The following is a 25,796-nucleotide window of genomic DNA, read 5'->3' as shown; positions in this document are numbered from 1 at the left end:
ATCCTTATAGATTACTGCTTAAGATTTATTGATGGCCATGCTTATACTGGGGCTATGTTTAAGAGTATTGTTGGAATTAAGTAGTTATAAAGGAGATGCTATATGAGCGAGCTATTAGAATTAAATGTTTTTTTCAGATGTGATGGCGTTAAGAAACTGTACTGTTCGAACGAAGTGAGTTTACAGTTTTAGCCATGGAATATGACAAAATCATATTAATTCTCTGCTAAGGCTCATTAAAGCATCGGATGTATAACCACTTAATTCAACACGGTGCTTTTACAGCACCAAAGGAATATTAATTAGGTTTCCATTTTCCTTCATTTATAGATTTTATTATATCTACATCCACCTTAGGCTCTCTTTTATAAGTAAGTAATCCATTTATCTCCTGTTCTACATCTGTTATTTGGGTATATACAAATCCTTGCACTAATGGAGACTCAAGTAGCGGAGATATGACATCATAGTATCTCTTAATATAATCTTCATCAGAAGATGCTGATGAGTATCCCCATCCCTTCCAATCACTCTTTTGATAAGATATTCCACCCATTTCAGATACGATAATTGGCTGTCCTTCATATTCCCATCCTTGAGCAAGTATAGTCCTTCCTGATGGTGTAGAATTAATTATACTATCTAAAGATGAATACCTATCTTTCAAAACTTCGTTTTTCCATTCGTAATCATGGATTGTAAGAAGATCAGTTTTGGTATGATCCCATCCATCGTTTGATATAACTGGCCTTGTTTGGTCTAATGATTTGGTTAACCAATACATAGATGCCGAATGAGCCTGTTCAGCTTTATTATTCATTATCCCCTCAACTCCCCACGATTCATTTAAAGGAGTCCACGCCACTATGCAAGGATGATTATAATCGCGTTTTATCATTTCCATCCATTCTTTAGTGATACGTTCAACATATATTCTCGAATAATTATATGCACTAGCTATCTCACCCCAAACAAGAAAACCAAGTTTATCTGCCCAATAAAGGTATCTAGGATCTTCAATTTTCTGATGTTTTCTAACACCGTTAAAACCCATAGCCTTGCTTAGCTTTATATCTTTCACAAAATCTTCATCACTAGGCGCAGTCAACAATGACTTTTCCCAATAGCCTTGATCTAATAACATCTTTTGAAAATAAGGTCTATTATTTAACATAAACTTTCCTGAGACTATAGAAACTTTTCGGAGTCCAAAGTAAGATGTAACCTCATCAATACATTCATCATCAACTATAACCTTGAAATTGATATCGAAAAGCACTGGATTTTCAGGGGTCCAAGCCCAGGATTCTTGATGATTCCAATCTATAGTAATATTCTGATCTAGCCAGAAATCTCTTTTTCCTCTTCCATTTATTATACTTATTCTATCTTGAACAATAATTTTTCCTCTTAATGTTATTGTAACCTCTAAACATGTGTTACTGGAACCCCTATCTAACTCATACTCTACATGCACCTTTTTATTATCAAGGTCCGGAGTAATCCACGTATTCTTTAAATAATTTTCTGAAACAGCCTCAAGCCATACAGTTTGCCATATTCCTGTTGTTCTAGTATAAAATATTCCTTCTGATTTTTCTTTCCAGTATTGCTTACCTCTAGGAAGTTCTAAATCATAAGTATAATCTTCTACCCTAACCACTAATTTATTTCCACTATCTTTAAGTAGATCAGTAATTTCTACAGAAAAAGGAACATGTCCTCCTTCGTGAGTTATAACATGATTTCCATTTACCCACACATCTGCTTTATAATCAACAGCACCAAAATGAAGATTTATTCTCTTATTTTTTAGTTCTTCTGGTATATTAAGCTCTCTTGAGTACCATACAATGTCATGAACCGCTTGTTCATTTATACCAGAAAGCTCACTTTGGAACACATAAGGTACCACTATTTTTTTACTAAAAGATTTATTTTGGTACCATTTACTTTTTAACCCTAAATCATTATCATCATATTCGAAATCCCAATCTCCATTTAAATTTAACCAAGTTTTCCTTTCAAAGCTTGGACGTGGATGTTCATTTCTAACATTATTTATTGCCATATCGGTTCCTCCTATTGTTGTTTTGTTTTTATTCTATCCCTTGATACCAGATGATAAATTAAGTCCTTCTAAGAAATACTTTTGAGTAAATAAATATAAGATAAATGTTGGTATTATGGCTATAACTGCTGAAGTAGTTAGACGACCATAATCTGTTACATACATCCCCTGAAAAAGCTGTAAAGCAGGGGTTAATGGCAAGTTTTCAATATTATTGTATACAATTGATGGCCATAAAAAGTCATTCCAAGCTCCAGTAAAAGTAAATAACGCTACCACTGTTAATACAGGTCTTATAAGTGGTAATATTACTTTAAAATATATTTGAAAATCACTAGCACCATCTATTCTTGCTGATTCATCGTATTCTTTAGGTATGCTTACCATAAACTGCTTTATTAAAAATATGTTAAATACACCTGAGACACCTGGAACTATAATAGCAAGAGGTGTGTCTATCCAGTTAAACATGCTTACTATTTTGTATAATGGAATAAGATTTACTATACTTGGAAACATCATAGTACTTAAGAGAATCCAGAATATAAAATCCCTTCCTTTGAACTTAAGCCTTGAGTATGCATAAGCTGCAGAAGAAGCTATTATTAAAACTAAAACAGTTTGAGATACTGCTATAAGTAAGGAGTTCAAAAACCATCTAACTATAGGCGCACTATCAAAATTAGTTAACACCTTAACATAGTTTTCCACAATCCACTGCTGAGGAAGTAATTTGTAACCTATTGAATTGATTTCCACGTTTGATTTAAACGAAGATAATACTGCATATAAGACTGGAAGTATCCAAATAAGTGCCATTGCAAAAAGGAATATAAACGCGGCAACTTTTGGCCCCTTCTTTTTAATCCATATCATTCTTCATCACCTCTTTAATTAATCTTTATCTCTAAGAAAGTAGAATTGCAGTGATGCGACAAAAACTATACATAATCCAAGCATAACTGCCATGGCAGATGCTATACCAGCGATTGATTCACCAGTACCAAATGCTGTTTGTCTTATATACATCAAAAGTACAGAGGTTGAACCTGCAGGTCCTCCCTTACTGAACATTAGAGGCTGTCCATATATATTAAGCTGAGCTATAGTTGTCATAACAAGAGTATACGCAAGTTGATTTTTTATTGAAGGTAACGTGATTTTTAGGAACTTCATCACAGCTCCAGCTCCATCAAGCGACGCGGCTTCATATAAATCTGCCGGTACACCTGCTATGGCTGCTTGATATATAACCATATTTCCACCTATATACCACCAAACAGTGATAGTTATAATAGCAATCCATACATATGGTTGGATTCCACCCCAATTGATGGACTGACCTAAAATCTTATTTATTGGTCCAAAATTTTTATTAAACAAAAATCCCCAAGCCAATATCACTGATGAAATTGAAAAAAGGGTTGGAAGGTAAAATATAGATTGGAATATTTTATGTCCCTTAGGCTTTGCATTAAGAGCTGCAGCCAACAATAACGGAACTATTACACAAAAAGGCACACTGAACAAAGTAAAAGTAAGAGTGTTCTTTAATCCATTATGAAATTGAGTATAAAATGTTGACTTAGAATTAGCTAATATTTCAGCATAATTTTTAAGTCCTACCCACTGAGGAGTACCCATAAGATTCCATTGAGTAAAAGAAATTAATATTCCGAATATAGCTGGAATGCCAAAAAAAACTATAAATAGAATCAAATGCGGCGCTATAAACACATATGGTGTGTACTTCCTTTTCTCCATTACATTGTTTCACCTCACCTAATATAGAGTTGTATTTAAGAAGTTTTTAAAATATATTTCTAGCCAAAAATATTATTCATGGATGCACCACTTCGTAATAAAACTTATATTTTAAAATTCTCTCACCAGAACTCGTGAAAGTTTTAAAAATTGATTTCGGTTCGAACTGGTACATCTATAATAATATTGTTGAAATTAAGATAGTTCTACAGAAGAGAATACCTTAATTTCAACACACTCACTAAGTACTATAACTACTTGCCGCTAGCTATTCTGTCTTCTGTTTCCTTTTGCGCTTGTTCTAGTCCTTTCTTAATATCCATCTTGCCAAAAACTGTATCTAATACAATCTTATCAAGGGACTCAGCTACATATCCGTAGTATTGATAGTTGAATACATGAAGAGCCTCTGGTTCTTTAGCTAAGAAAGCTTGTGGCTCCTTTGCAAATTCAGCACTTGTTTGAACTGCCATTGAAGCTGGGTTTTGACCTGCATCAGTAGCCCATTTTAATGAATTAGCTTGTAGCCATTTTAAGAAGTCTAAAATTCCCTGTGTCTTATCTGCATCTCTTGCTGGATTTTTAAACATTACAAAGTTGTGAGAAGATGACCAGTTAACAAGCTTGTTCTTGTCAAAAGTTATAAAATTAGTCATTTTCCAAGGTGCTTTTGCATCTTTTAACCCATTACGCATCCAAATTCCTTCTGGCCAGAAAACTAATTTTCCATTCATAAATAATTGTTGCGGATCATCACCATCTTGTGTTGCAATCTTATCTGTAACAAAGCTCTTCATTGTTGTTAATGCTTTCTCAGCTTGAGGAGTATTAACAGTTGGCTTTGTTCCATCAGAAGTTATATCTCCACCTAATTGCTTTATCCAAGCTAATGTCATAACTCTCATCCAGTCAACGCCTATTGCTGCAATTTTATCCTTCTTAGCAGCTTCTCCTACTTCTTTAACTTCATCCATTGTTATAACTCCGTCGTCAAGTACATGAGGGCCATATTTAGCTAATAAATCTGGATTGTAGTAAGTAATATATGAGTGAACATCTAGTGGAACACCATATCTCTTGTTATCTATAGTTCCAACTCTCCATCCCTCTTTTAGATAATTCTCTTCTTTAATGTTATTTCCATCCTTAGATATAGCATCATCATAAGAAACTAACATATCATTTTTCACAAATAAAGGAATTCTTTCAGCATGTACAATAGTTAAATCAGGAACATTTTTACCTGAGCTTACAACACTAGGTATCTTTGTATACATATCATTTGCTTCTATAGGTACGTGTTTAACTTTATATTTTGGATTTGTCTTATTATACTCAGCTATTATTGAAGTCATTGTGTCACCATCTGGGCCTGTAAGTGGTGTCCAAAGTACGATTTCATTCTTTGATGTAGATGCTGAAGTGGCAGAACTGCCTCCTTTACCGCATCCAGCAAATAACGAGGTAATAGTTAAGGTCGAAAGCACAACGCTAAGGATTGTTTTAATTTTACGATTCATAATATCTCCTCCAAAAATAATGTATTGTATATTTAAACGTAAATCTATGATAAGGTTTACGTATACAAGCAAAAAAATTTGTATTTACTAATTAGTTAGAGTCTTGTCCACTAAGACGTTTTAATAATATTACCATATGATTTCTTTACCTTTGATACTATTGATACTAAGTAATATACTACAGCTAAAAAAATCAACTCCATATATATGCATTGTAAAGGCTTCAGTGTTAATTTATTGAACTTTGAATCTAGAGTGAAAATGAATATGTTGCTTACTACTAAACAAAAGAGTACATTTTGTCCAAAAGCTATAATAGGACTTAAATATAGAGCAAATCTTTCAAGCATGATAGCTGCCAGATAGTACAAATATAATATAAACATAGGTGCTACTATCCATGATACTGAAGGGGGGAATCTGCAAGGAGGTGCTTTTAAAACAATTATCTCGTATAGAGGGTACACACTTAATAATAGCGCGCCTCCTGCAAAGGCTAAATTGAACTTTATGTCATATTTTTCAAAGTACATTCCTAACATATAAAAAGGCATATACTGCAGCACAGGGAAAGCAGCAAATTTATTAGTTCCAATAAGTACGCCTAATTGATTAATTGTTACCTTTTCATATGGTATAAAACAAGTTGAAAATAAGCTAAAGAAAATTATCCAAAATAAAATTTTGTTACTTAGAACTTTTTTAAAAGGAACAAAAAGTATTAAGGTCACAAAACTAAAATAAGCAAAAGAAGCTAAAAATTCTGACCATCCTGGCATAGTATTTAATAGAAGGATTTCCTTAAAAGTATTCCATTCAATTGGATTACCTGCCACAAATAACTGAAATGCACTGCCAGAAACATAAAATGCTATTAATGTTTTTATACTGTTTTTTATTATTTTTTTATATACATTCTTCAAATCTTTTTCCAAATAAGAAATTTCAGCAACATACCCAAAGCAAAATACAAACCCAGAAAAAGTGATTACATTTCCTATATTAATTACATATTCTACCGAGGGTGATATAGATGGATCTGAAAAAAATTGCATTATATGCACCAAAACCATCCCAATAACCAGAAGTCCTTTAAATATATCTATTGAAAAATTTCTTTCCATCGTACACCTCTTGTTTTTATAACTTGGTAAATTTAACACAATCAACGTTATCTCCATCAGCTTTTGACATCGTTTTCATTAAAATTGTTTTTATAAGTTTACCTACTATATACTTTTCATAAAAACAGCAATATAAACCATATTTATTGTAATATAATAATTTTTATGTAGGATTAAGTAAAAAAATACTACATTTTATTACTCAAACCTCTCTCCGCATGTACCACTTTGAATTAAATATACTAGTTCTGCCACTCTCACCAAAAAATGGTGAGAGCTTAAAAAACTTTCAAATATCGTCTATATCCTACATACTGTAATCTATTCTCATAACTATATTCTGTTCGTAATCGCCAAACTTTTCACCAAAGATATTTACTCCACCTACATGTTCAGCATCTTCCTTTATTCCAATTCGAACAGTTATAAATTTATCATCTTTAAGCTTTAAATCCTCAATTTTAACACTTGATATTCTAGTTTCATCTATGAAAGATCCTTCCTTGTTAACTCTCCAGGTTTTCAACATTCCGTACTGAGTACAACCATCAGACCACCATACAGGATTTAATCTTCCTCTTCGACCACCAAAATCCCCTGGACTAGTCCAAGTTCCGACTTCTATTCCATTTACCCACATTGTTATATCCGAAGGCCAGTTGTTTCTATAATTAGGCGCTTCAGAACATATTTCCATGGATACTTCAAATAATTTTTCTTTTCCTAGCTGAAGAACATTATTCGGAAAACGGTATTCTATATAACCTTTGTAGAACCAAATAAGTTGAGCTGTTGTTCTCATTGGATTATAGAATCTTCTAGGATCGTCTTCTGAATCTATAAATCCATTTTCATTCACCATACCACATGTAGGACTAACTTCACAATCAACAAAGTTTCCAAGCGGCATATTAATATAGAAAGAATTATCTTGCGAATGCAGATTCACGGTATCAAGTTGTATGTTTATTTTATCCATTTTCCTGCTGCATACTTTCATAGATCCCCTTACTCCAGGTTGCAGTTCTGTATTAATAATACCAGCATCCTCAAGAATTTTTACATTTAGTGCAGCAGTTGAAGTAGGTATATTAAGCTTTTCAGCAATTTCGTTTACATTATGACTGTTATAATTCAAAAGTTTTATTATTTCTAATCTAACTTCAGAAGCTAAAGCTTTAGCTATGTTGTACAACTCATCGCTTCTTTCTAAATCCAAATCTACAATCTTACTCATTGATTTATCTTCCCTTCCGTGTATGCAACATCAAACAAAATACTTTATTACAATATTTATGTTTTATTACACCTTTATTATATATTTAATTTATTGGAAAATCAAGGTATTTATTTCACATTTTTAACTTTATTCCATATTTTTTGGTATGTTTAAATATAAGTATAACAAGTCTTATTTAAGACTTCTACTAGTTAATAGAAAATTCAAATTTATTCTGATTTATAATATGCTTTTTGCTGATATCCATAACTTTCTTTGCACCACTATCGACTAGCAACGTGTTAAAATCAAAAGAAGCTTTAACGCCATAAGTAAACCTCAATGTGTATTTTTCCATATAAATTGGTATAATTATAATAAATAAAAAATTGTAAGGAGCTAAAAAATGAATCTTAGTGCTTTTAATTACGGAGCTAATGCTATTAGCTTTATAAAAAATGAAAAGAAATACGGTATGATATGTGCATGGTCAATGCAGGCAGATTACGATAAAGTTCTAATGCTGCTAGGTGCTCAAAGTGTAACTGGAAAGAATATCAGCAAGGGCGATATCATTGGGGTTAGTGCATTAAATGAAAACCAACAAGATGTAGTTGATGCACTTGGCAATAGTCATTCTGATGATGCAGATAAATTCGCAAATATCAACTATACAGTTAACGATTCTGCAATATTGATAGATGATGCGACCAATTGTATGGTTGTAGAAGTTTTAGATGTATTGCATCTTGAAGGAATCGAGCAAGATAATTTAATCTACGGCCTTGTAAAATCCTTTGAAAGTAATGATACTAAAAAATATACTTTATAAAAACACAAATATATCACAATGCAATTTATAGCATATCATTTTAACCGCACACCAAAATAAAGAAGTGTGCGGTTATTTATTTACAATTTAATTATCTTACAACATTATATAATGAATAACTTTTTCATATCTTTAAAAAGCCTCTATTTGGAGTATCATATTAATCATTCTTTAATAATATAATATTGAAGCAAATTATTAGAGGAGATTTTAATATGCTATCACGTGGTGATTTCATAAGACAATCACTAGAGTTACATCTTTTTTTCACACGTATCATGAAAGAACACTCATTCTTTTTGCAAATCAATTTCACCCAAAAAGATTCTAATTATTTGATGCACGCTGATAACTTTCGTATGGAATTTGACAGACTTCTAGCAGAAGCCATTTCATTGTCTAATGGCGTTGTTAGCTCTGAAGTATTACGCTCTGGAGAAGTAATCACACCATTTACGTTAAAAGCTGAAAGGGCCTCAGCATATTACACCGGAGTAAATATCGCTGTCAACTTAACTGAAGCAGAAGGCAACTTAGTAGGAGACACTTTCAAAATTGATAGTTCCATTCTTGAACAAAGAGTATTCTCGCTTAATCACAGAATTATGACCTTAGTAAATTCTTTAATACAATTTAAAACTATGCTACTATCAGACATCTTATCCTGCAAAATATTCACAGGTAATTATCCTTTACTTATAGACCATATTTTAAGAGAAGCCAAATTTTATTCTAACATTATTCAAAAACTACAGAATCACGAAGAAATTGATCTAGAAAAAGAAGCTTATATACAAGAGACTTTCTGGAACAGAATTATGGCTGAACACTCTAAATTTATCCACGGACTTCTTGATCCAACAGAAAAGGAACTTATTAAAACTGCAGAAAACTTCGGAGAAGAGTTTGACCAATTGACCTCTGAGGCAAAAGAGGCTATGGAACAAACAATTCCAATTGCAAAAGTAACAGAGGATAGTCTTAATGCAACTTTAGAAATTAGTAAATTCAAAGCTCAAGGAACCAATGGATTATTAGAATGTAAAATTAAATCTATTATAATACCACTACTTGCGGATCATACATTGCGTGAAGCAAACCATTATTTACGATTATTGAAAATATTCAGCAAATCTATGTAAGTACATTATATTTTGTATTTTTCCTAATCATATAATTCAATAAAAGGGTCTCTGAAACAACCTTCTTCAGAGACCTTAATTAAGGTAATTATAATTTAAGAAAATCGGTATATAACAATAAAGCTTATATGTTCAAAACCTGCTCTCATTAGAAAGCTGAGGTTTTAATATATTTACAAAAATTCAAGTTCACTAAAAGCTTTTATAAATTCTTTCACTCCGTAATTCTCAAACTCTACTTCGATCATCATATCATCTTCTTTAAGTACTTTTCCTGTGCCATATTTTTTATGACGCGCAAGTTTTACTTCTTCTTCATTTACTGTTTCAATATCTATCCCAACTGCCGCCTCAATTTCCGATTCAGTTACTTCCATTACTTCTCGAACTACTGCTTCATTTGCTGCTTCTTCTTTCTTGTATTCATTTTTTGCTTCCTGAATCTGCTTTTTAAGCTCTTTCAAATTAACATTAGAACTTTTAACATCTTCACTCTCTATAAGTTTAGATGGTATCATATGAATATATCTACTTTCTCCTGAAGCTACCCTTTGATAATCTGGATTTGTATAATAGGAAAGTTCTAGATAATCCTTTGCTCTCGTAATACCAACAAAAAACAACCTCATTTCCTCTTCTTCTTCAATATCCCTTGTACTCAATGGAATCAATCCATAATTTACACCTGTAATAAATACATACGAAAACTCTAGCCCCTTAGAGGCATGCAAAGTCATAAGCTTAATTGAATCCGTATCACTACTTATATCCTTCTGCAGTATATTAACACCATATAAAGCAGAAGAGTTTACGAAATCTCTAAGTCCATCAAGAAATTTCATTTGCTTTTCTTGCACATATGTCATAATAATATTAAGCAAAGTACAAATAGCTTCTTTATCTTCTTTATAAGTGGAAGCCGTTGGCCTTATATATTTATCAAATTCAAAATAGTCATATATCTCTTCAGATTTGATTATTTCCGAGCATTCGTTAAGAAATTTATACATTTTCATATATAGTTCTGATTTTTCTATATTCTGCTCTCTCACAATTTTTCTCGCTGTAGCTTCTTTTATTCGTTCACCATAATCTTTATTGCTAAGAACATATACTCCAGATGATGAATCATTAGGATTTACCGCAAAACGAAATAGTTTAATCATCCAGTTAAGTACTGGAATATCACGTATATTTTTCTTCATAGATACTTCATAAGGAATATTATTTTTCGAAAACACACCTTCAAAAACCTGAGACTGATTCTGCAATCTGTAAAAAATAGCAATGTCACTATACCTTACACCAGAGTTATGTATTTCCTTAATTCTATCAACAAGGTAACAAGCTTCATTAAATGAATTATACTGATTTTTCACTATGATCTTATTTCCCGATTCACGTATTCCTTTTAATTCACTTCCATCTAGAAGAAAACATCTAGCCGCTTCTAAGATAGAACTACTAGATCGGTAATTAATTGGAAGAGATAGTTCTTTAGCTTTATATCTATGTTTTAATGTATAAAATACATTAAGCGTACTTCCGCGCCAACTATAAATAACCTGATTAGGGTCACCTACTGCAAACAATTTAGCATCTGAACCTTTTAATCTATCAATAAACTCAAGCTGCTTATTATCGCTGTCTTGAACCTCATCAATAATAATCCACTTTGGAGTTATTATAGTATCCTCCAATAAAATATTTACACTTTCCAATATATCTGAAAAGGACATTTTGTTTTGTTTTATTTTTTCTTCTATCAATAGCTGAACCAGCTTAAATATATCGTCGCTATACTTAGAGATTTTTTCTTCTTCCCTCTCTATAGCATTTGCCTGTTCCAATCGTTTTTTCAGTCTGTTTTTATACTTAATTGTTAGCTTTTCTTCCTGTATGATTTCCATAGCAATATCTAACTCTTCTTCAGGCTCTATTACTAAAAAACCCTTTGTATATCCTATCTTTTCAACAGATAATCTGTCTTTAAGTAAATGAAGAGCAACACTATGAAAGGTTCCAAATCCCTTTAATTCATCTAATTGAATACTATCGTCTAAAGCGAGTAGCCTTTCTTTTATTTCATTTGCAGCTTTATTGGTAAAGGTTAATACAATCATGTCTTTATAACTGATATTTTTTGCATAGTGAAGATATACAATCTTTGAAATAAGTACTGTTGTTTTTCCGCTTCCTACGTTTGCATTTACAATACATGCATCACTTTCATCTAAAACCGCTTCTTTTTGATATTCATTTAATCTATCTATTTCTTTTTGGTAATGCATGAAAGCCTCCTATTCCACAAGATCTTCATATCTTCTTTGCAATTTATTCTTTACATTTTTTCTATCATCGGCTGTGTCTTCAAGTCTTACTTTTAATTGAAGGCCCGAGGGAGCATCTGTATGAAAGGAGATAATGTTTATTATACTTTTTCTATTAGTTTCTTCCATTGCCCATTCTTTATAAAAAGCATTCTGCAAAACTAAAGTTAAAGTGCGATTATCTATCTCCACCTCAGTAATTGTGCTTAAGAACTTCGCAAATGAGTCTCCATTTTCCTGCATATATTCACAGAACTCTTGCCATTTTTCCTTAAGCTCATTAAATTGAAATTGTTTTTTAATAAATGTTGATGGAGCGTATTCAATCAGCTTAATACCCTTCGGAGCTTCAATTTCTTCTAATAAATTCTTTAATCCCCACAGAACCATGGCTTTATCCAATTTATAATCACCGATGCACGCAGCGCAACCACCTTCACACTTGCATCCACCCACCATCTTAATTGCAGCTTCAACAATCTGCGCAGTTAAATCAAATACTTTTTCCGCATACCCTAGTCCACCTATATATTTATCATAAACAAACATATATACTTCATCATTAAAATTTTCACTTATTTCTATGGCATTGTTAGACATTACAACACCCATATCTTCCTGTTCTGTCATAGTAGACATCATTGCTGCATTTTTAACAGCATAACACAAACCCTCAAAATGATTATTTCTTATGATCATGCCATTTTGACTCTCCTGAAGCAATCTTCTATACACCATAACAACATTATCCGGAATTCTTATCCAAGTACTTTCCGTATCAAAGTCCTTAGATAATGGTTTTTCTAAATGTTCAAAACCTAAGTTCTGATGATTGTGAAACTGCAATTTCTTATACATATAAACTACTTCATTAACATTTACATCACCAAAAGCAACCTTTACACGGCTATACTCCATTTCCTTATTGCCTTGAATAATCCTGATATCTGTATTGGCTCCTGGCATTGTATAATAGTTTCCATTAAAAGGTATACAAAATGCAGTTTTACTTTCCAAATCAAGTTTGATAACCTGATACTGAATACCATCATGCATGTAAATCGCTCCATTATGAATTTCACGAAAGGCCTGCATTTCATCCATTTCAGTAACTTCTTTATTATTTTCTTTATTAATAAGTTTGTATCGAAACTTATCAATGTTTCTTAAACTAAAATCTCCTGCAGGGAAGGAATTACCGCTCCATGCAAACTTTCCACTCTGATTTATCAACTCCTTTGCTCTTATTAAAACTGGAATTGTTTCTCCGAGATCAGGAAAAATCGAAATATCATCCAAGGTTAATGGTATTTCAGCCGCCGCAGCACGTATGTGTGCTAACTCTATCAGAAGATTATTTTTATCAATCACTGCATTTTCACTTCCGCTTTTAAAAAGCCAATCTGGATTAACACCTATGTACTGATCAAAAGGTAGACCATCAAGAATCAAATAATTGGTGCATTCACTTCCACTTCTACCAGCTCTCCCTGTCTGCTGCCAGAAAGATGCTCTTGTTCCCGGATATCCTACAATCACTGTAGTATCAATCTTCCCAATATCTATACCTAGTTCTAGAGCATTAGTAGATATTAATCCTCGTAAAACTCCGGTGATCATTTTGTTTTCAATTTCTTTTCGCTCTAATGGTGTATAACCTCCCCTATATCCAGATATCTTATCTGCTAAGGACGCTCCAAAAAAATTTTCCGTTTCTAATTTATCTCTTGATTCTTTTAATACAACTTCCACGTTTCTTCTTGACTTCGCAAAGGCAATAAAACTATTATCATTTTCTACTAAGTCAGGTATTAAATCAGCAGCAACTGTAGTTGTCTGAACTTGCCCATAATATTTTTTATCATTGCCCATAATCTTTGGCGGTTGTACAAGCATATATTTCCTTTTTGCAGCTGGTGAACCATCCTTATCTACTCTAATAAATTTTTGCCCGCAGATTTCTTCTGCCAGTTCAACAGGATTAGCTATAGTTGCCGAACTACATAGATATTGTGGTGATGAATTATAATATCTGCATATTCTTCCTAGTCTTCGAAATACATTGGCAACATGTGATCCAAAGGCACCTCTATATGTATGAAGTTCATCAATTACTACATACTTTAGATTAGAAAATATAAAATCAAATCCAAACTTACTGTGGTTCGGTAGAAATGCAGCATTTATCATTTCCGGATTTGTTAATATAATGTTGGCATTTTTTCTGATTCTGCTTCTTTCATTTACAGTGGTATCTCCATCATATACTCCTGCTGAAATCCTGTTATCTCCGAAATATTCTAAGTAAGGCAGGATGGCACGGTATTGATCACTTGCTAGAGCTTTTGTAGGATATATAAAAACCGCTCTTGCAAGAGGATTTGATAAAATCTCATTAATAACTGGCAGCAAAAAACTAAGAGTTTTTCCACTTGCTGTTGATGTTGTTATTACAATATTGTTTCGTTCCATTGACTTTTCAAACATTTCTGCCTGATGACAATATAGTTTATCAATTCCTTTTTCAGAAAGATATCCACAAAGTTCCTGTGATAAGTTACTTGGAAAATCTGCATACTTTGCTTCTCTTTTAGGTATGGTTTTATTGTATATAATTAAATCATCTATATTCATTGGAATTGCTCCTATTCTAGTAGATTATATAACGGTGTATCGCTTCAATTTGAGTCACACCTTATTAAGTAATAAATTAATATAATTATATATCAATGCATCAATAATTGCGATTAAATTAGCCACAGGCATGACCTGTGGCTATAATCTTTCATATGTATTATTTTCACTCAAACTGACAAATTTTAAGACCCAAAGGAAACATTTCGGCCAAATTTCCATAATGCTTTTAAATTATATTGTAAAATAGCTTTTTACTTCTTTCTAGCATTTTCAAACCATTCTATAGTTTCCTTTTCTACCTCTTTTGGAAGCTTCTTATCGTATACTTCGTTATATAACCATGCTAAGGTCTTATTAGTTAAATATCTCTTCATTTCATTTTCTGCATCCAACATTACTACCTTTATTAAGCAAGGGCATTTTGTATGTGTATCTGGTAGATTATCTTTATCCAGCAATATATTATTTTGCCTTATTTCTGCACACTGAAAAAACGGCTCGCTTCCTTCTACAGCCTCAACAACATCCCAAAATGTTATTTCATCTGCCTTACGTGCAAGTGCATATCCGCCCTTTACACCAGGAACAGATTTTATAATTCCTGCTTTACTTAATCTGGCATACACCTTTGATAAATAAGTTTCTGAAACACCTTGAAATGTAGCCAAATCTCTTATTCCTACTGATGTGCCTTCCTCTAAATTTACCATATATAATAAACAATGCAACGCATATTCAACACCTACTGAAAACTTCATTCCATTCCTTCTCCTTTAATATATTCTAATATCCTATTATGATAGCTTATTATTTCTTCTCAATCAAGACACTCGTTTCATAACACAAATTAATCATAATTTCTCTGTTGACTAAAGGAAAAACTTATTGTATATTAATTATAGACAACATGTGTCGACGATAATTCTTATCCGTAATTAGAGGAGGAACAAATATGTTAACAGAAAAGTTTTTAGAAGTAATAAATCACGAAGGTGTAGTATCTATAGTATCTTGGGCAAATAATGACGCTCATGTTTGTAATACTTGGAACAGCTATTTAGTTGTTGTAGAGGGAAATAAAATATTGATACCTGCAGCTGCAATGATCAAAACAGAAGAAAATATTAATATCAACCCTAAGGTTAAATTAACTATGGGATCAAAAGAGGTAATGGGCTATAACTATATGGGAACTGGATTCTTACTTGAAGGAGCTGCTAAATATTTAAAAAGCGGCGAACACTTCGATATGATGAAAGAAAAATATCCGTTCTTAACAAGAGTTTTAGAAATAACAGTTGACTCTTGTAAACAAACTTTATAGAGAATACATAACCAAGAGGGGGCATTATTATGCCAAGAAAAATTGACAAATCAGAATGTGTAGGTTGTGGTACATGTCAAAGAGTATGTATCGTTGGATGCATAACTCAAGGTGATGATAGAAAGAGATCAATTGACCAGTCTGGGTGTGTTGACTGTGGCGCATGTCAGCTTGCTTGTCCTAAAAAATGTATTTCTAAAAATTAACTGAGAGTATCTAAATCTAGATTATATAACTTATTGTTAAAAATATTTTAACCGCACACCTAATATTGTTAGTGTGCGGTTATTTATATAACCTTAAATCATCTTTCAAAAGAAATTAAATTTAAGATGCAAAAAGCTTCTACACATAGAATTATTAAATCCATGATGCAGAGGCTTCTATTTTATGGTTTAAATATGATAAATATCCTTATGCTACTTTATCAACTTTGCCAATCTCTTTTTTATTTCTTAAGAATAAATTTCATATAGCACTTGGAAGACTGATCATCGCTGGTAAAAATACAGGAAGCATTATAATGCAAAGTGCTATAAACCCTGTAAGTATACTGAAAATAATAGTTTTACCAGCTGCTTTATAAGTATTTACTATGGCCTAATCTATAGAGTATCTTTCTGATAACTCTTCCTTAAATCTATCAAAAAGAAGAATATTATAATTTGTTCCTACACCTCTGACAGAATTGCAGACATACAAAAAACCACTCGCCTTAATCTATAATTTAACAATACTCTTAAAGAATTAAAATTTTAATTCTTTCCAAAATCATATTGATTAAATGTTTTTTTAATAGTACAATAATGCTATAAATTGTACGTACAAAAAGTCTTTTTTGTATGAATGTTATTTAATTACAGCACCATATGTACTAAGCCTTATTCTAAATAACTAATATAGTACTAGATAATATTGCACATGATTTATCACTATAAAAAATTATGTTAATCCTAAAATTTCATCTACAATTGTACGTACATTATGTATACGATTTAAGATGAATTTCTTAAAGGTACCCTTCAAGAAGTTTCCACTGCAAATTATTTAAATATTAATATTACAATATTTTAATGGAGGAATAAAAATTGAGTATTACAAAGAATGATATTAAAAATTCCATTATCAACGGAAAAACAGTACTTGGCATTGAACTTGGTTCTACTAGAATTAAAGCAGTTTTACTTGGCGAAAATAACACACCAATAGCATCTGGTAGTCATGATTGGGAAAACAGTTATATAAACAACGTCTGGACCTACAGCTTAGATGAAGTTTGGACAGGTCTACAGGACAGTTATCAAAAGATGGCTAACAACGTAAAAGAGCAATATGGAGTACCACTTCAAACTATTGGTGCAATTGGTTTTAGTGCCATGATGCATGGTTACATGGTTTTCAATAAAAAAGGAGACCTTTTAGTGCCCTTCCGTACGTGGCGTAACACTATTACTGAAAAAGCTTCAGAAGAGTTGACTAAAGTCTTCAACTACCATATCCCTCAAAGATGGAGTATAGCTCATCTTTATCAAGCCATCTTAAATGGTGAAGAACATGTGGCTGATATAGCCTTCCAAACAACCTTAGAAGGCTATGTACATTGGAAACTTACAGGCGAAAAGGTTATAGGTATTGGAGAAGCTTCAGGAATGTTCCCTATTGATATAGAAACTAAGAACTACAACGGAAAAATGGTTGAACAATTTGATGAATTAATTGCTCATAAAAATTTCTCATGGAAATTCAAAGATATTTTCCCAAAAGTTTTATTAGCTGGTGAAAATGCTGGTGTTCTTACTGAAGAAGGCGCAAAACTTTTAGACGTAACTGGCAACTTAAAACCAGGCATTCCACTTTGTCCTCCAGAAGGCGATGCAGGAACAGGTATGGTTGCGACTAACAGCATCGCACAGCGTACGGGTAATGTTTCAGCAGGCACTTCTGTTTTTGCAATGATTGTACTGGAGAAAGATTTATCAAAGGCATATGAGGAGATAGATTTAGTTACAACTCCTACAGGTAATCTAGTAGCTATGGTTCACTGTAACAACTGCACATCAGATCTTAATGCCTGGGTTGGATTATTTAAAGAATATTCTGAGGCAATGGGTATGGAAGTTAACATGGATAAACTGTTTGCAACCTTATATAACAAAGCCCTTGAAGGAGATTCAGACTGTGGTGGTCTACTTGCATATAACTATTTTTCAGGTGAACATATAACTAATTTTGAAGAAGGTCGTCCATTATTTGTACGTACTCCAGAAAGTAAGTTTAATTTAGCTAACTTCATGCGTGTACATTTATTTACTTCTTTAGGCGCACTAAAGACAGGCCTAGATATTCTTCTTAAAGAAGAAGGTGTCAAGGTTGATGAGATGCTTGGTCACGGCGGATTGTTTAAGACTAAAGGTGTTGGGCAAAAGATTATGGCTGCTGCTATAAATGCTCCTGTATCTGTCATGGAAACCGCTGGAGAAGGTGGAGCATGGGGAATTGCAGTACTTGCAGGCTATATGCTTAACAAAGCTGAAAGCGAGACCCTAGATGATTATCTATCGCAGAAAGTATTTGCAGGAGAAGTTGTTACCAAGATGTATCCAGATGCTAATGATGTAAAAGGCTTTGATGAGTTCATGAAGCGTTACACCAATGGACTTCCTATCGAAAGAGCTGCTGTTGATAAACTTAAATAGCGAATCTGTTAAAGCCTTATATTTAAATTAAATGTTTATCCATTAACGCTTTATTGGCACTAAGTTTCAGTAACATTCATAAAACATAGCATGAATAATAAACAGGGCTAGTACACAAAAACACTTCAATCTAGAACAAAAAAAACAGTATTCTTTATATAGAGCAAAAGAATTCTCACCTATTTTAGAAGACTCCTTTGCTCTATTTTTATATATTTAAAATTACTAATCAGTGCTATTTTCATCCTTACAATCATTATCTTCTATCAACTCTTCACCTAACTCTGCACTAACCTTTCTACTATATGCTTTAATATTCATGTTATCATCCTCTGCCTTTCCTACTCCAGAACTTCTAGTAAACTTTATTACAAAATATGCAGCGGAATATATTATAAGCATTACAATTCCAGCAACAAGACCGGATCCCTGCCCTGAGATAAAAGGCATGCTTAGGATGATAATAATCATACTAACTAAGGTAATCCAAGAGGTATAAGGATATCCAGGCATCTGGCACTTTCCTTCTGGCGGACAACCATGGATTCCACGTAACTTTATTTGGATACCCAAAATTACTACATAAGTAACTAGAAGTGCAAAGCTGCTTGAGCTTATCAAAAACAAGTACATTCTCGGAAATAAAAGCCCCAGCCACAATGCTAATAACATTGAAAATCCTGAGATTAATATTGCACGGTATGGTACATCTGTTTTATCCTTTAGCCACTTTGGTGCTTGCCCTTCATCTACGAGAGATCTCATCATTCTACCAATTCCAAACATAGCTGCTAGAGAGGCTGACAATATAGCTGTAATAAGAACTAAATTCATAACAGAACCAGCCCAGCCCATTCCAAACCTATTAAGGGAAGCTACCATAGGACTGATTTTTTCACTTAGCTCAGATGTCGGAATCAGTGGAAGAAGTGCAAGTGTATATAATACATATAGTCCAACCAGCCCAAACACTGTATTTCTAATTGCCTTAGGAATTGTTTTTCCAGGATCAGCGGTTTCTGAAGCAGCCAACCCAATTATTTCAAAACCAGCATAAGCAAACATAACTATTAGCATACTGCCTGCTATCCCCTTTATTCCACCTGGTGCAAAGGCCTCTCTTTTAAGCTCTCCTACTCCCACCGGTGATATCTTAGTAATTCCACCTAATATTAGTAATACCGACATAATAATAAATGAAACTATAGCCAACAATTTTATCGCTGAAAGGCCGCTTGCCACTTTGCTTAATCTATCTGCACCTAATAGATTAATAAGTGTAACAGCTATTATTATAAAACTCCCCAAGAATAAAACAGATATATTAGGAAACCACTCGCTAAGTAAGATTGAAACAGCAGTAGCCTCACTGGACATAGACAAAATCATTCCAGTCCAATACATCCATCCAACAACGAACCCAACTCCAGGACTTAAGACCTTCCCTGCAAAGGTATGAAAAGATCCAGAATGCGGACTAGCTACAGTTATTTCAGATAAAGCATAAAGTATAAAATAAACTAATATTCCTGCCAATATATAAGATATTACAATAGAAGGTCCTGCAGCATTAATCGCTACGGCTGAACCAAGAAAAAATGAACCTCCTATAACAGTCCCTAATGCCATCATAGTAAGATGCCCTACAGACAATCCTTGTTTTTTCTTTTCCATAACATTGTCCTCCAATATGAAAGTTGTATTACAACAATAATATTATCTCTAAAGGAGGCGAATGTATTCTCATAAAATTGCAGTGTATAGTACACGTTACAAAAAAACTGGTTGTAGCTAGATGCTACTACCAGTTTTATACTTTTTCTATTTACTATGATTCAATAAACTATACATAACAGGCACTATTATTAATGTTAATATAGTTGAGAATACAAGTCCTCCTATAACTGCAATTCCAAGCCCTTGAGATATAAGACTTCCATGTGAGAATCCTAGTGCTAATGGTACTAGTGCCATAACTGTAGAAATAGCTGTCATTAGTATTGGCCTCAATCTTACAGAGCCTGCTTCTATAAGAGCTTCTCTAACGTTCATTCCCTTTGATCTGTTTGTTTTTACTCTATCAAGAAGCACTATCGCATTAGTAACAACTATACCTATTAGCATAAGTATGCCTATCATGCCTGATACTGTTAGAGGCTGATTTGCAATAAATAGTGCTGTAATAGCTCCAACAACAGCGAAAGGTAGTGAAAATAAAATCGCAAATGGAGTTATCGGTTCTCCAAAAGTAATTACCATTATAATATATACCAGTGCTACAGCTACTCCAATTGCCATTTCCATCTGAGAAAAGCCTTCACTGATATTTTTATTACTTCCTTGAAGCTCATAAGTTACACCTATTGGCATTGACTGTTTTAAGCTATCTATTTCACTTCGGGCTTCCTTTGTAACCTTACTAGTATCCCTTATTTTTATGTCTGCACTAACAGATGCATACTGCTTTCCATCAAGCTCTGATATTGTTGCTGGACCGTCTATTTGTTGAACTACAGCTATATCTCCAAGCTTAACTGTATTTTGTGCCCCTTGCAATTCAAGATTTTTAATTTTATCTAAACTATTAATAGTATCCTCATTATATCCAATCATTACATCAATTGAACTGTCATTATTTTCATCTCCACTATCTATTGTTGTAATCTTATTAAAACCTAGATAATTTTTCACAACTGCTGCAGCTGTAGCAGGCGTTATTCCCTCATTTGCAGCCTTTAGCGGATCAACATTTATCGATATTTCAGGTCTTCTTGCAGAAATGTTGTTTGTTACGTTGCTTAAAGTGTCCATAGTTTTAAGTTTATCAGTAATTAATCCAGCTGCTTTTGTAATATCATCTAAATTATTCCCGTTTATGATGACCTGAACATTATCCGATTGTGTACCGGTAACGCTTTGAGGCGTTATAGTCATATATTCACCTTCATTATTAAAGGTTTTAGCTTCCTCTCTAAGTTCATCAATAGCTTTATTTAAATTTTTATCATCCTTCATTACTACTGTGAAAGCTCCAACATTTGAGCTTTGGTTTGACATAGCACTGCCACCGCTGCTACTTGTATCACCAATAATACTAGCTACGTTTAGAACATCTTTTCTATTCTTTAAATAGTTCTCAAACTTCAACGCTTCTTCATTTGTTTTACCAGTTGAAGTTCCTACAGGCATTGTAAGTTTTACATTAATTATATTGCTATTTGAGGAAGGCATAAATTGTATACCTATTTTTCTTAGCAATCCTAAAGATACTAATAAAGTCACTATACATAAACCTAAAACTATAATTCTATGATTTAAGACTACATGTAATATTTTTTTGTAGCCTTTTGAAAGAATCCCTTCTTCCTCAACATGTTTCACCTTCTTACTTGACAGCATAAATCTACTCATAACTGGTACAACAGTTAATGCCACCAAAAGTGAAGCAAGTATACATATTACCACAGTATATGCAAACGGAATAAATACCTTTCCGATTAGACCAGAGATAAAGCTTAAAGGTAAAAACACTCCAACTGTTGTTATAGTTGATGCAGCTATAGCCGAACCGACTTCATGAGTTGCTTCCTCAATCAATTCAGTCTTATTCACTCCTAAACTATCTGAAAGGCTAAGTCTTCTATATATATTTTCTATTACAACAATTGAATCATCAACAATTCTTCCAACGGCGATGGCAATTCCACCTAAAGACATTGTGTTTAAAGTAATATTAAACCTCGGAAGCAATATAAGTGCTATAAGCACTGAAACAGGTATGGAGACAACTGCAATAATAGTAGATTTTAGATTTCTAAGAAATAAAGCTATTACTACCATAGCAAAAATTGCTCCAATTATTCCTTCATTCATCATACCAGTAACCGAATCTTTTACAGTTATTGACGAATCATTTATTTTATTTAACTTTATGTCTTTATTATCTTTTGTAATATTAGTTATTTTCTCTTCTACATCCTTTGCTAATTGGACCATATTGGAGTCATCAGTCTTGTAAATATTAAGTACCATTCCTTCTTTGTAATTAGATCTTGCAAAATACTTGGCACCTTCTTCACCAGAACTAATATCTGCAATATCCTTTAAGAAGAGTACTTTTAATTGGGTGTCAGCATTTGGAGATTTACTTGTAGTTGAAGAAACTGACTTAGAGCTTGCACTTGCTTTTTTATTATCTGAATTTGCTTGAGGAATTGATGCACTTTGACTTAATGCCTCCCCTTTTTTCTGTTGGTCAAGTAAAAGCTGTTGAAGTGAACTTGCAGAACTTTGAATAACAGCATTAGCTTGACTGATATCAGCATTAGCCTTGGCTTTTTCCTCAGCAGTTGCCTTAGGATTTGTAAGCACAGCCTGCTGTTTAAGAATAATTCCCTCTTGCTGTTGTATGACACTTAATATAGCAATGCTTTGCGTATTATTCCCTATCATTTCACCCATAGATTTACTTGTTGAACCTACACCCTGTGCAAGCTGCCCCATCGACTGCCCAATTTCTCCCATTGATTTACCTAATTCATTGATAGCTTGACCCATTTGATTCATACCATCAGTGATTTTACTTGAGCTATCTGCCAATATCTGTGATGTATTTGGTGCTACAATTATTGGAATAGACTTTATATCATCTATAGTCTTTAATTGATTTGAAACTCTTATAGCCAAGTCTTTCTGATTTATTTCCGTATCTCCTACCGGATAAGCTATATTATTTGCATTTATAAAGTTTTGAACAGATTGGAAGTTTAAATTATTATCCTTCATTTTTTGCTCGTCTAACTTTATGTAAACATCATTACTTCTTAGCCCTTTTACATCTACGCTTGAGACTCCAGATACTCCGCTAAGCTCTGGTTCAAGTTTAGAATTTACAAACTGTGTTAAGTCATTTATGCTTTTACTACTTTCTATAGAATAGGTCATAGCAGCAAAGCTTCCCATAGTCACCTTTGAAACACTTGGTTTTTGAGCACTTTGAGGCAAATTCACTTTACTCAAGGAGTCTTGAATATCCCTTAGACCTTTATCAATATCTGCAGAATAATCGAATTCAGCTACAACAATAGAAACATTCTCATTAGATATTCCTTTGATGTCAGTTATTCCTTGTATTCCTGACATTGATTTTTGAATTGGTCTTGTAATTTCGGTCGCTACATCGTTTGGTGCTGCACCTGGATATACAGTAAAAATTGTTACTACAGGTATTGAAATATTTGGCATAGCCTCTTCTTTTATACCTGCACCAGAATATATTCCGCCTACAGCTATAAGAACAACTGCTAATAATATTACAAAAGTATTTTTCATTGAAAACTTAGTAAAAAATCTCATTTCAAATCCCCCATTAATTTCATTTGCTTAATCTCTCTTACGCTACGAAGCAATTCCATTCTCATGTCGTAAATTTCTATTATTTGCTTATTATCAAGATTTTCTATGACTTTTCGTGTAAAAAGATCATTGCTGATAAGTCTAATAATTTGTAAAAGTTCTTTAAGATATGGTAATTCATCACCTATATTGATCATAGCTTTCTTAAATGTATTTGATAGTATCGCTTCTTGCATTTTCTCAACAATCTCTCTAAGCTTTTTTTCAAGATCATAATTCAAAGATAAGAACATGTTTTTAAAAAAAGGTTGATATTTTTCATCTGAAATTGTTGAAAGCATGGATAAAAATATTTGCCTGTAAACTGTAAATACATTATTATACTCACCCTTTACATAACTTTTAGAGAATTCACTTAATTTGGATTCCAAGAAATCCTTTATTAAATAAAAGTACAGATCCTCTTTATCCTCAAAGTACTGATAAAAACTTCCTCTAGAAATACCCGCTATCTTTATTATTTGATTGATTGATGCTTCATGGAATTGGTTTTCAGAGAATTCAGCCAGTGCTGAATCCTTTATTTTATTTTGTTTTTCGCTTGATAAGGAAAAAAACAACTGTTTAGGCATACTTAACTCCTTTTATACTTATCGAAAAATATAATTAATAAAATCAAAATGACAAGTTGTCACTTATGTTTTTATTATAAATGACAACCTGTCACTGGTCAATATTTTTTTGTATTTTCTACAATAAAAAGGCCTAGTGATATCCACTAAGCCTTTTTCTAATAACAAACTGTTAGTATTTTATTAATATTATTATACCTTCTCTTTATGAACCACTCCAGCAGTAGCTTGATGAGTTGGTGTTACTGTCACTTCACATATTTGTACATGTGCAGGCACAGAAGCAGTATAAAGTATTACATCTGCTATATCTTCAGCTGTTAATGGTTTAATACCTTTATAAACAGCATCTGCTTTTTCCTGATCTCCATGGAATCTAATTACACTAAAGTTTGTCTCTACCATACCAGGTTGTATGTTTGTTACTTTTATAGGTGTATCAACTACATCCATTCTTAAGCCGTCACTGATGAATTTTACTGCAGCCTTTGTAGCACAATAAACAGTGCCTCCTGGATATGCAACTATTCCAGCAGTAGATCCTATATTTATTACGTGACCTCTTCCATTCTCAATCATGATTGGAACTATTTTTCTTGTAAGATAAAGAAGACCTTTTATATTAGTGTCTATCATAATATCAAAATCGTCGACGCTTTCTTCATGAACCTTTTCAAGACCTTGAGCAAGACCAGCGTTGTTAACTAATATATCTATATTTCTTAAATTTTCAGGCATACTTTCAAAAACACTATCAATAGCCTTTTTATCACGAACATCTAACTTATATGTGTGAACCTCAGTTTGATACTCTTTCACTAATTGATCTTTTAAATTATCAAGTTTCTCTACATTCCTTGCACAAAGAACAAGAATCGCTCCTTCTTTTGCAAATTTTATTGCTGCAGCTTCACCTATACCGCTGCTAGCTCCACTTATAAAAACTATTTTGTCCTTTAACATTTCTTACACCTCTTCTTAAACTGATTTGTTCCCCATTCTGATAATACATACTTAACAAAAGTAACTGTTAAGTATTATTCTAATAACACAGGGAAGAAATTGCAACACTCTTGCTAAATACTCGCCTTAATAACTAGGATTTAATAAATAGCTGATGGCATGTACTTTCTTTTATAAAAAAAATATG

General features: G+C 32.8%; 18 protein-coding genes. 5 read left to right on the top strand and 13 right to left on the bottom strand.

Features of this window, described 5'->3' with window-relative positions; genetic code table 11:
- Positions 1-298: 298 nt before the first annotated feature.
- From OCU55_RS02685 to OCU55_RS02660, 6 genes are all read right to left on the bottom strand, one after another.
- Positions 299-2,071, bottom strand: a complete 1,773-nt coding sequence (locus OCU55_RS02685) for a glycoside hydrolase family 2 protein (protein WP_261850770.1) — start codon at positions 2,069-2,071, stop codon at positions 299-301.
- Positions 2,072-2,104: 33 nt separating this feature from the next.
- On the bottom strand, positions 2,105-2,947 hold the full coding sequence (locus OCU55_RS02680; RefSeq protein WP_261850769.1) for a carbohydrate ABC transporter permease: 843 nt from the start codon (positions 2,945-2,947) through the stop codon (positions 2,105-2,107).
- Between the two features lie 18 nt (positions 2,948-2,965).
- On the bottom strand, positions 2,966-3,835 hold the full coding sequence (locus OCU55_RS02675; RefSeq protein ID WP_261850768.1) for a carbohydrate ABC transporter permease: 870 nt from the start codon (positions 3,833-3,835) through the stop codon (positions 2,966-2,968).
- A gap of 254 nt (positions 3,836-4,089) precedes the next feature.
- The gene (locus OCU55_RS02670; protein WP_261850767.1) at positions 4,090-5,355 is read right to left on the bottom strand and encodes an extracellular solute-binding protein; all 1,266 of its coding nucleotides are present in this window, start codon (positions 5,353-5,355) and stop codon (positions 4,090-4,092) included.
- A 110-nt stretch (positions 5,356-5,465) separates the two neighbouring features.
- On the bottom strand, positions 5,466-6,479 hold the full coding sequence (locus OCU55_RS02665; protein ID WP_261850766.1) for an acyltransferase family protein: 1,014 nt from the start codon (positions 6,477-6,479) through the stop codon (positions 5,466-5,468).
- A gap of 307 nt (positions 6,480-6,786) precedes the next feature.
- Positions 6,787-7,716: an ArsR/SmtB family transcription factor gene (locus OCU55_RS02660; protein ID WP_261850765.1), complete on the bottom strand. Its 930-nt coding sequence runs from the start codon at positions 7,714-7,716 to the stop codon at positions 6,787-6,789.
- A gap of 388 nt (positions 7,717-8,104) precedes the next feature.
- Between OCU55_RS02660 and OCU55_RS02655 the strand changes: the two genes are divergently transcribed.
- Together OCU55_RS02655 and OCU55_RS02650 are read left to right on the top strand one after the other, a co-directional pair.
- The gene (locus OCU55_RS02655) at positions 8,105-8,530 is read left to right on the top strand and encodes a flavin reductase (RefSeq protein WP_261850764.1); all 426 of its coding nucleotides are present in this window, start codon (positions 8,105-8,107) and stop codon (positions 8,528-8,530) included.
- 215 nt (positions 8,531-8,745) lie between these two features.
- Positions 8,746-9,672: a DUF2935 domain-containing protein gene (locus OCU55_RS02650; RefSeq protein WP_261850763.1), complete on the top strand. Its 927-nt coding sequence runs from the start codon at positions 8,746-8,748 to the stop codon at positions 9,670-9,672.
- A gap of 173 nt (positions 9,673-9,845) precedes the next feature.
- On the opposite strand, the gene OCU55_RS02645 is transcribed toward OCU55_RS02650, so the two are convergent.
- From OCU55_RS02645 to OCU55_RS02635, 3 genes are all read right to left on the bottom strand, one after another.
- Positions 9,846-11,963, bottom strand: a complete 2,118-nt coding sequence (locus OCU55_RS02645; RefSeq protein ID WP_261850762.1) for an ATP-dependent helicase — start codon at positions 11,961-11,963, stop codon at positions 9,846-9,848.
- Between the two features lie 9 nt (positions 11,964-11,972).
- Positions 11,973-14,636 (bottom strand): DEAD/DEAH box helicase, encoded by a 2,664-nt coding sequence (locus tag OCU55_RS02640; RefSeq protein WP_261850761.1) that lies wholly within the window; start codon positions 14,634-14,636, stop codon positions 11,973-11,975.
- A 254-nt stretch (positions 14,637-14,890) separates the two neighbouring features.
- Positions 14,891-15,397 (bottom strand): RrF2 family transcriptional regulator, encoded by a 507-nt coding sequence (locus tag OCU55_RS02635; protein WP_261850760.1) that lies wholly within the window; start codon positions 15,395-15,397, stop codon positions 14,891-14,893.
- A gap of 194 nt (positions 15,398-15,591) precedes the next feature.
- Here OCU55_RS02635 and OCU55_RS02630 point away from each other — a divergent pair, with 194 nt between their 5' ends.
- The 3 genes from OCU55_RS02630 to OCU55_RS02620 all read left to right on the top strand — a co-directional run bounded on the left by OCU55_RS02630 (position 15,592) and on the right by OCU55_RS02620 (position 18,659).
- Positions 15,592-15,963, top strand: a complete 372-nt coding sequence (locus OCU55_RS02630) for a pyridoxamine 5'-phosphate oxidase family protein (protein WP_261850759.1) — start codon at positions 15,592-15,594, stop codon at positions 15,961-15,963.
- 29 nt (positions 15,964-15,992) lie between these two features.
- On the top strand, positions 15,993-16,169 hold the full coding sequence (locus OCU55_RS02625) for a 4Fe-4S binding protein (protein WP_261850758.1): 177 nt from the start codon (positions 15,993-15,995) through the stop codon (positions 16,167-16,169).
- Between the two features lie 882 nt (positions 16,170-17,051).
- Positions 17,052-18,659, top strand: a complete 1,608-nt coding sequence (locus OCU55_RS02620; RefSeq protein ID WP_261850757.1) for a xylulokinase — start codon at positions 17,052-17,054, stop codon at positions 18,657-18,659.
- Between the two features lie 225 nt (positions 18,660-18,884).
- Here the strand turns inward: OCU55_RS02620 and OCU55_RS02615 are convergent, their stop codons facing one another.
- From OCU55_RS02615 to OCU55_RS02600, 4 genes are all read right to left on the bottom strand, one after another.
- Positions 18,885-20,333: an amino acid permease gene (locus tag OCU55_RS02615; RefSeq protein WP_261850756.1), complete on the bottom strand. Its 1,449-nt coding sequence runs from the start codon at positions 20,331-20,333 to the stop codon at positions 18,885-18,887.
- Between the two features lie 147 nt (positions 20,334-20,480).
- Entirely contained in the window at positions 20,481-24,014 is a 3,534-nt protein-coding gene (locus OCU55_RS02610; RefSeq protein ID WP_261850755.1) for an efflux RND transporter permease subunit, read from the bottom strand.
- Complete coding sequence (locus tag OCU55_RS02605; protein ID WP_261850754.1) at positions 24,011-24,646, bottom strand: TetR/AcrR family transcriptional regulator; 636 nt, start codon at positions 24,644-24,646, stop codon at positions 24,011-24,013. The genes OCU55_RS02610 and OCU55_RS02605 overlap by 4 nt, the downstream gene beginning before the upstream one ends.
- Positions 24,647-24,838: 192 nt before the next feature.
- Positions 24,839-25,609, bottom strand: a complete 771-nt coding sequence (locus OCU55_RS02600) for an SDR family NAD(P)-dependent oxidoreductase (protein WP_261850753.1) — start codon at positions 25,607-25,609, stop codon at positions 24,839-24,841.
- Positions 25,610-25,796 lie beyond the last annotated feature (187 nt).

Origin of the sequence: Clostridium folliculivorans, from assembly GCF_024341905.1 — a bacterium.
Taxonomy (GTDB): domain Bacteria; phylum Bacillota; class Clostridia; order Clostridiales; family Clostridiaceae; genus Clostridium_AR; species Clostridium_AR folliculivorans.
The sequence above is the reverse complement of the archived record's forward strand: the minus strand, read 5'-3'. Positions and strand labels throughout refer to the sequence as shown.

Excerpts from the sequence above, each read along its gene's own strand:
- OCU55_RS02685 (WP_261850770.1), bottom strand. The coding sequence starts at position 2,071 with ATGGCAATAAATAATGTTAGAAATGAACATCCACGTCCAAGCTTTGAA.
- OCU55_RS02680 (WP_261850769.1), bottom strand. The coding sequence starts at position 2,947 with ATGATATGGATTAAAAAGAAGGGGCCAAAAGTTGCCGCGTTTATATTC.
- OCU55_RS02675 (WP_261850768.1), bottom strand. The coding sequence starts at position 3,835 with ATGGAGAAAAGGAAGTACACACCATATGTGTTTATAGCGCCGCATTTG.
- OCU55_RS02670 (WP_261850767.1), bottom strand. The coding sequence starts at position 5,355 with ATGAATCGTAAAATTAAAACAATCCTTAGCGTTGTGCTTTCGACCTTA.
- OCU55_RS02665 (WP_261850766.1), bottom strand. The coding sequence starts at position 6,479 with ATGGAAAGAAATTTTTCAATAGATATATTTAAAGGACTTCTGGTTATT.
- OCU55_RS02660 (WP_261850765.1), bottom strand. The coding sequence starts at position 7,716 with ATGAGTAAGATTGTAGATTTGGATTTAGAAAGAAGCGATGAGTTGTAC.
- OCU55_RS02655 (WP_261850764.1), top strand. The coding sequence starts at position 8,105 with ATGAATCTTAGTGCTTTTAATTACGGAGCTAATGCTATTAGCTTTATA.
- OCU55_RS02650 (WP_261850763.1), top strand. The coding sequence starts at position 8,746 with ATGCTATCACGTGGTGATTTCATAAGACAATCACTAGAGTTACATCTT.
- OCU55_RS02645 (WP_261850762.1), bottom strand. The coding sequence starts at position 11,963 with ATGCATTACCAAAAAGAAATAGATAGATTAAATGAATATCAAAAAGAA.
- OCU55_RS02640 (WP_261850761.1), bottom strand. The coding sequence starts at position 14,636 with ATGAATATAGATGATTTAATTATATACAATAAAACCATACCTAAAAGA.
- OCU55_RS02635 (WP_261850760.1), bottom strand. The coding sequence starts at position 15,397 with ATGAAGTTTTCAGTAGGTGTTGAATATGCGTTGCATTGTTTATTATAT.
- OCU55_RS02630 (WP_261850759.1), top strand. The coding sequence starts at position 15,592 with ATGTTAACAGAAAAGTTTTTAGAAGTAATAAATCACGAAGGTGTAGTA.
- OCU55_RS02625 (WP_261850758.1), top strand. The coding sequence starts at position 15,993 with ATGCCAAGAAAAATTGACAAATCAGAATGTGTAGGTTGTGGTACATGT.
- OCU55_RS02615 (WP_261850756.1), bottom strand. The coding sequence starts at position 20,333 with ATGGAAAAGAAAAAACAAGGATTGTCTGTAGGGCATCTTACTATGATG.
- OCU55_RS02610 (WP_261850755.1), bottom strand. The coding sequence starts at position 24,014 with ATGAGATTTTTTACTAAGTTTTCAATGAAAAATACTTTTGTAATATTA.
- OCU55_RS02605 (WP_261850754.1), bottom strand. The coding sequence starts at position 24,646 with ATGCCTAAACAGTTGTTTTTTTCCTTATCAAGCGAAAAACAAAATAAA.
- OCU55_RS02600 (WP_261850753.1), bottom strand. The coding sequence starts at position 25,609 with ATGTTAAAGGACAAAATAGTTTTTATAAGTGGAGCTAGCAGCGGTATA.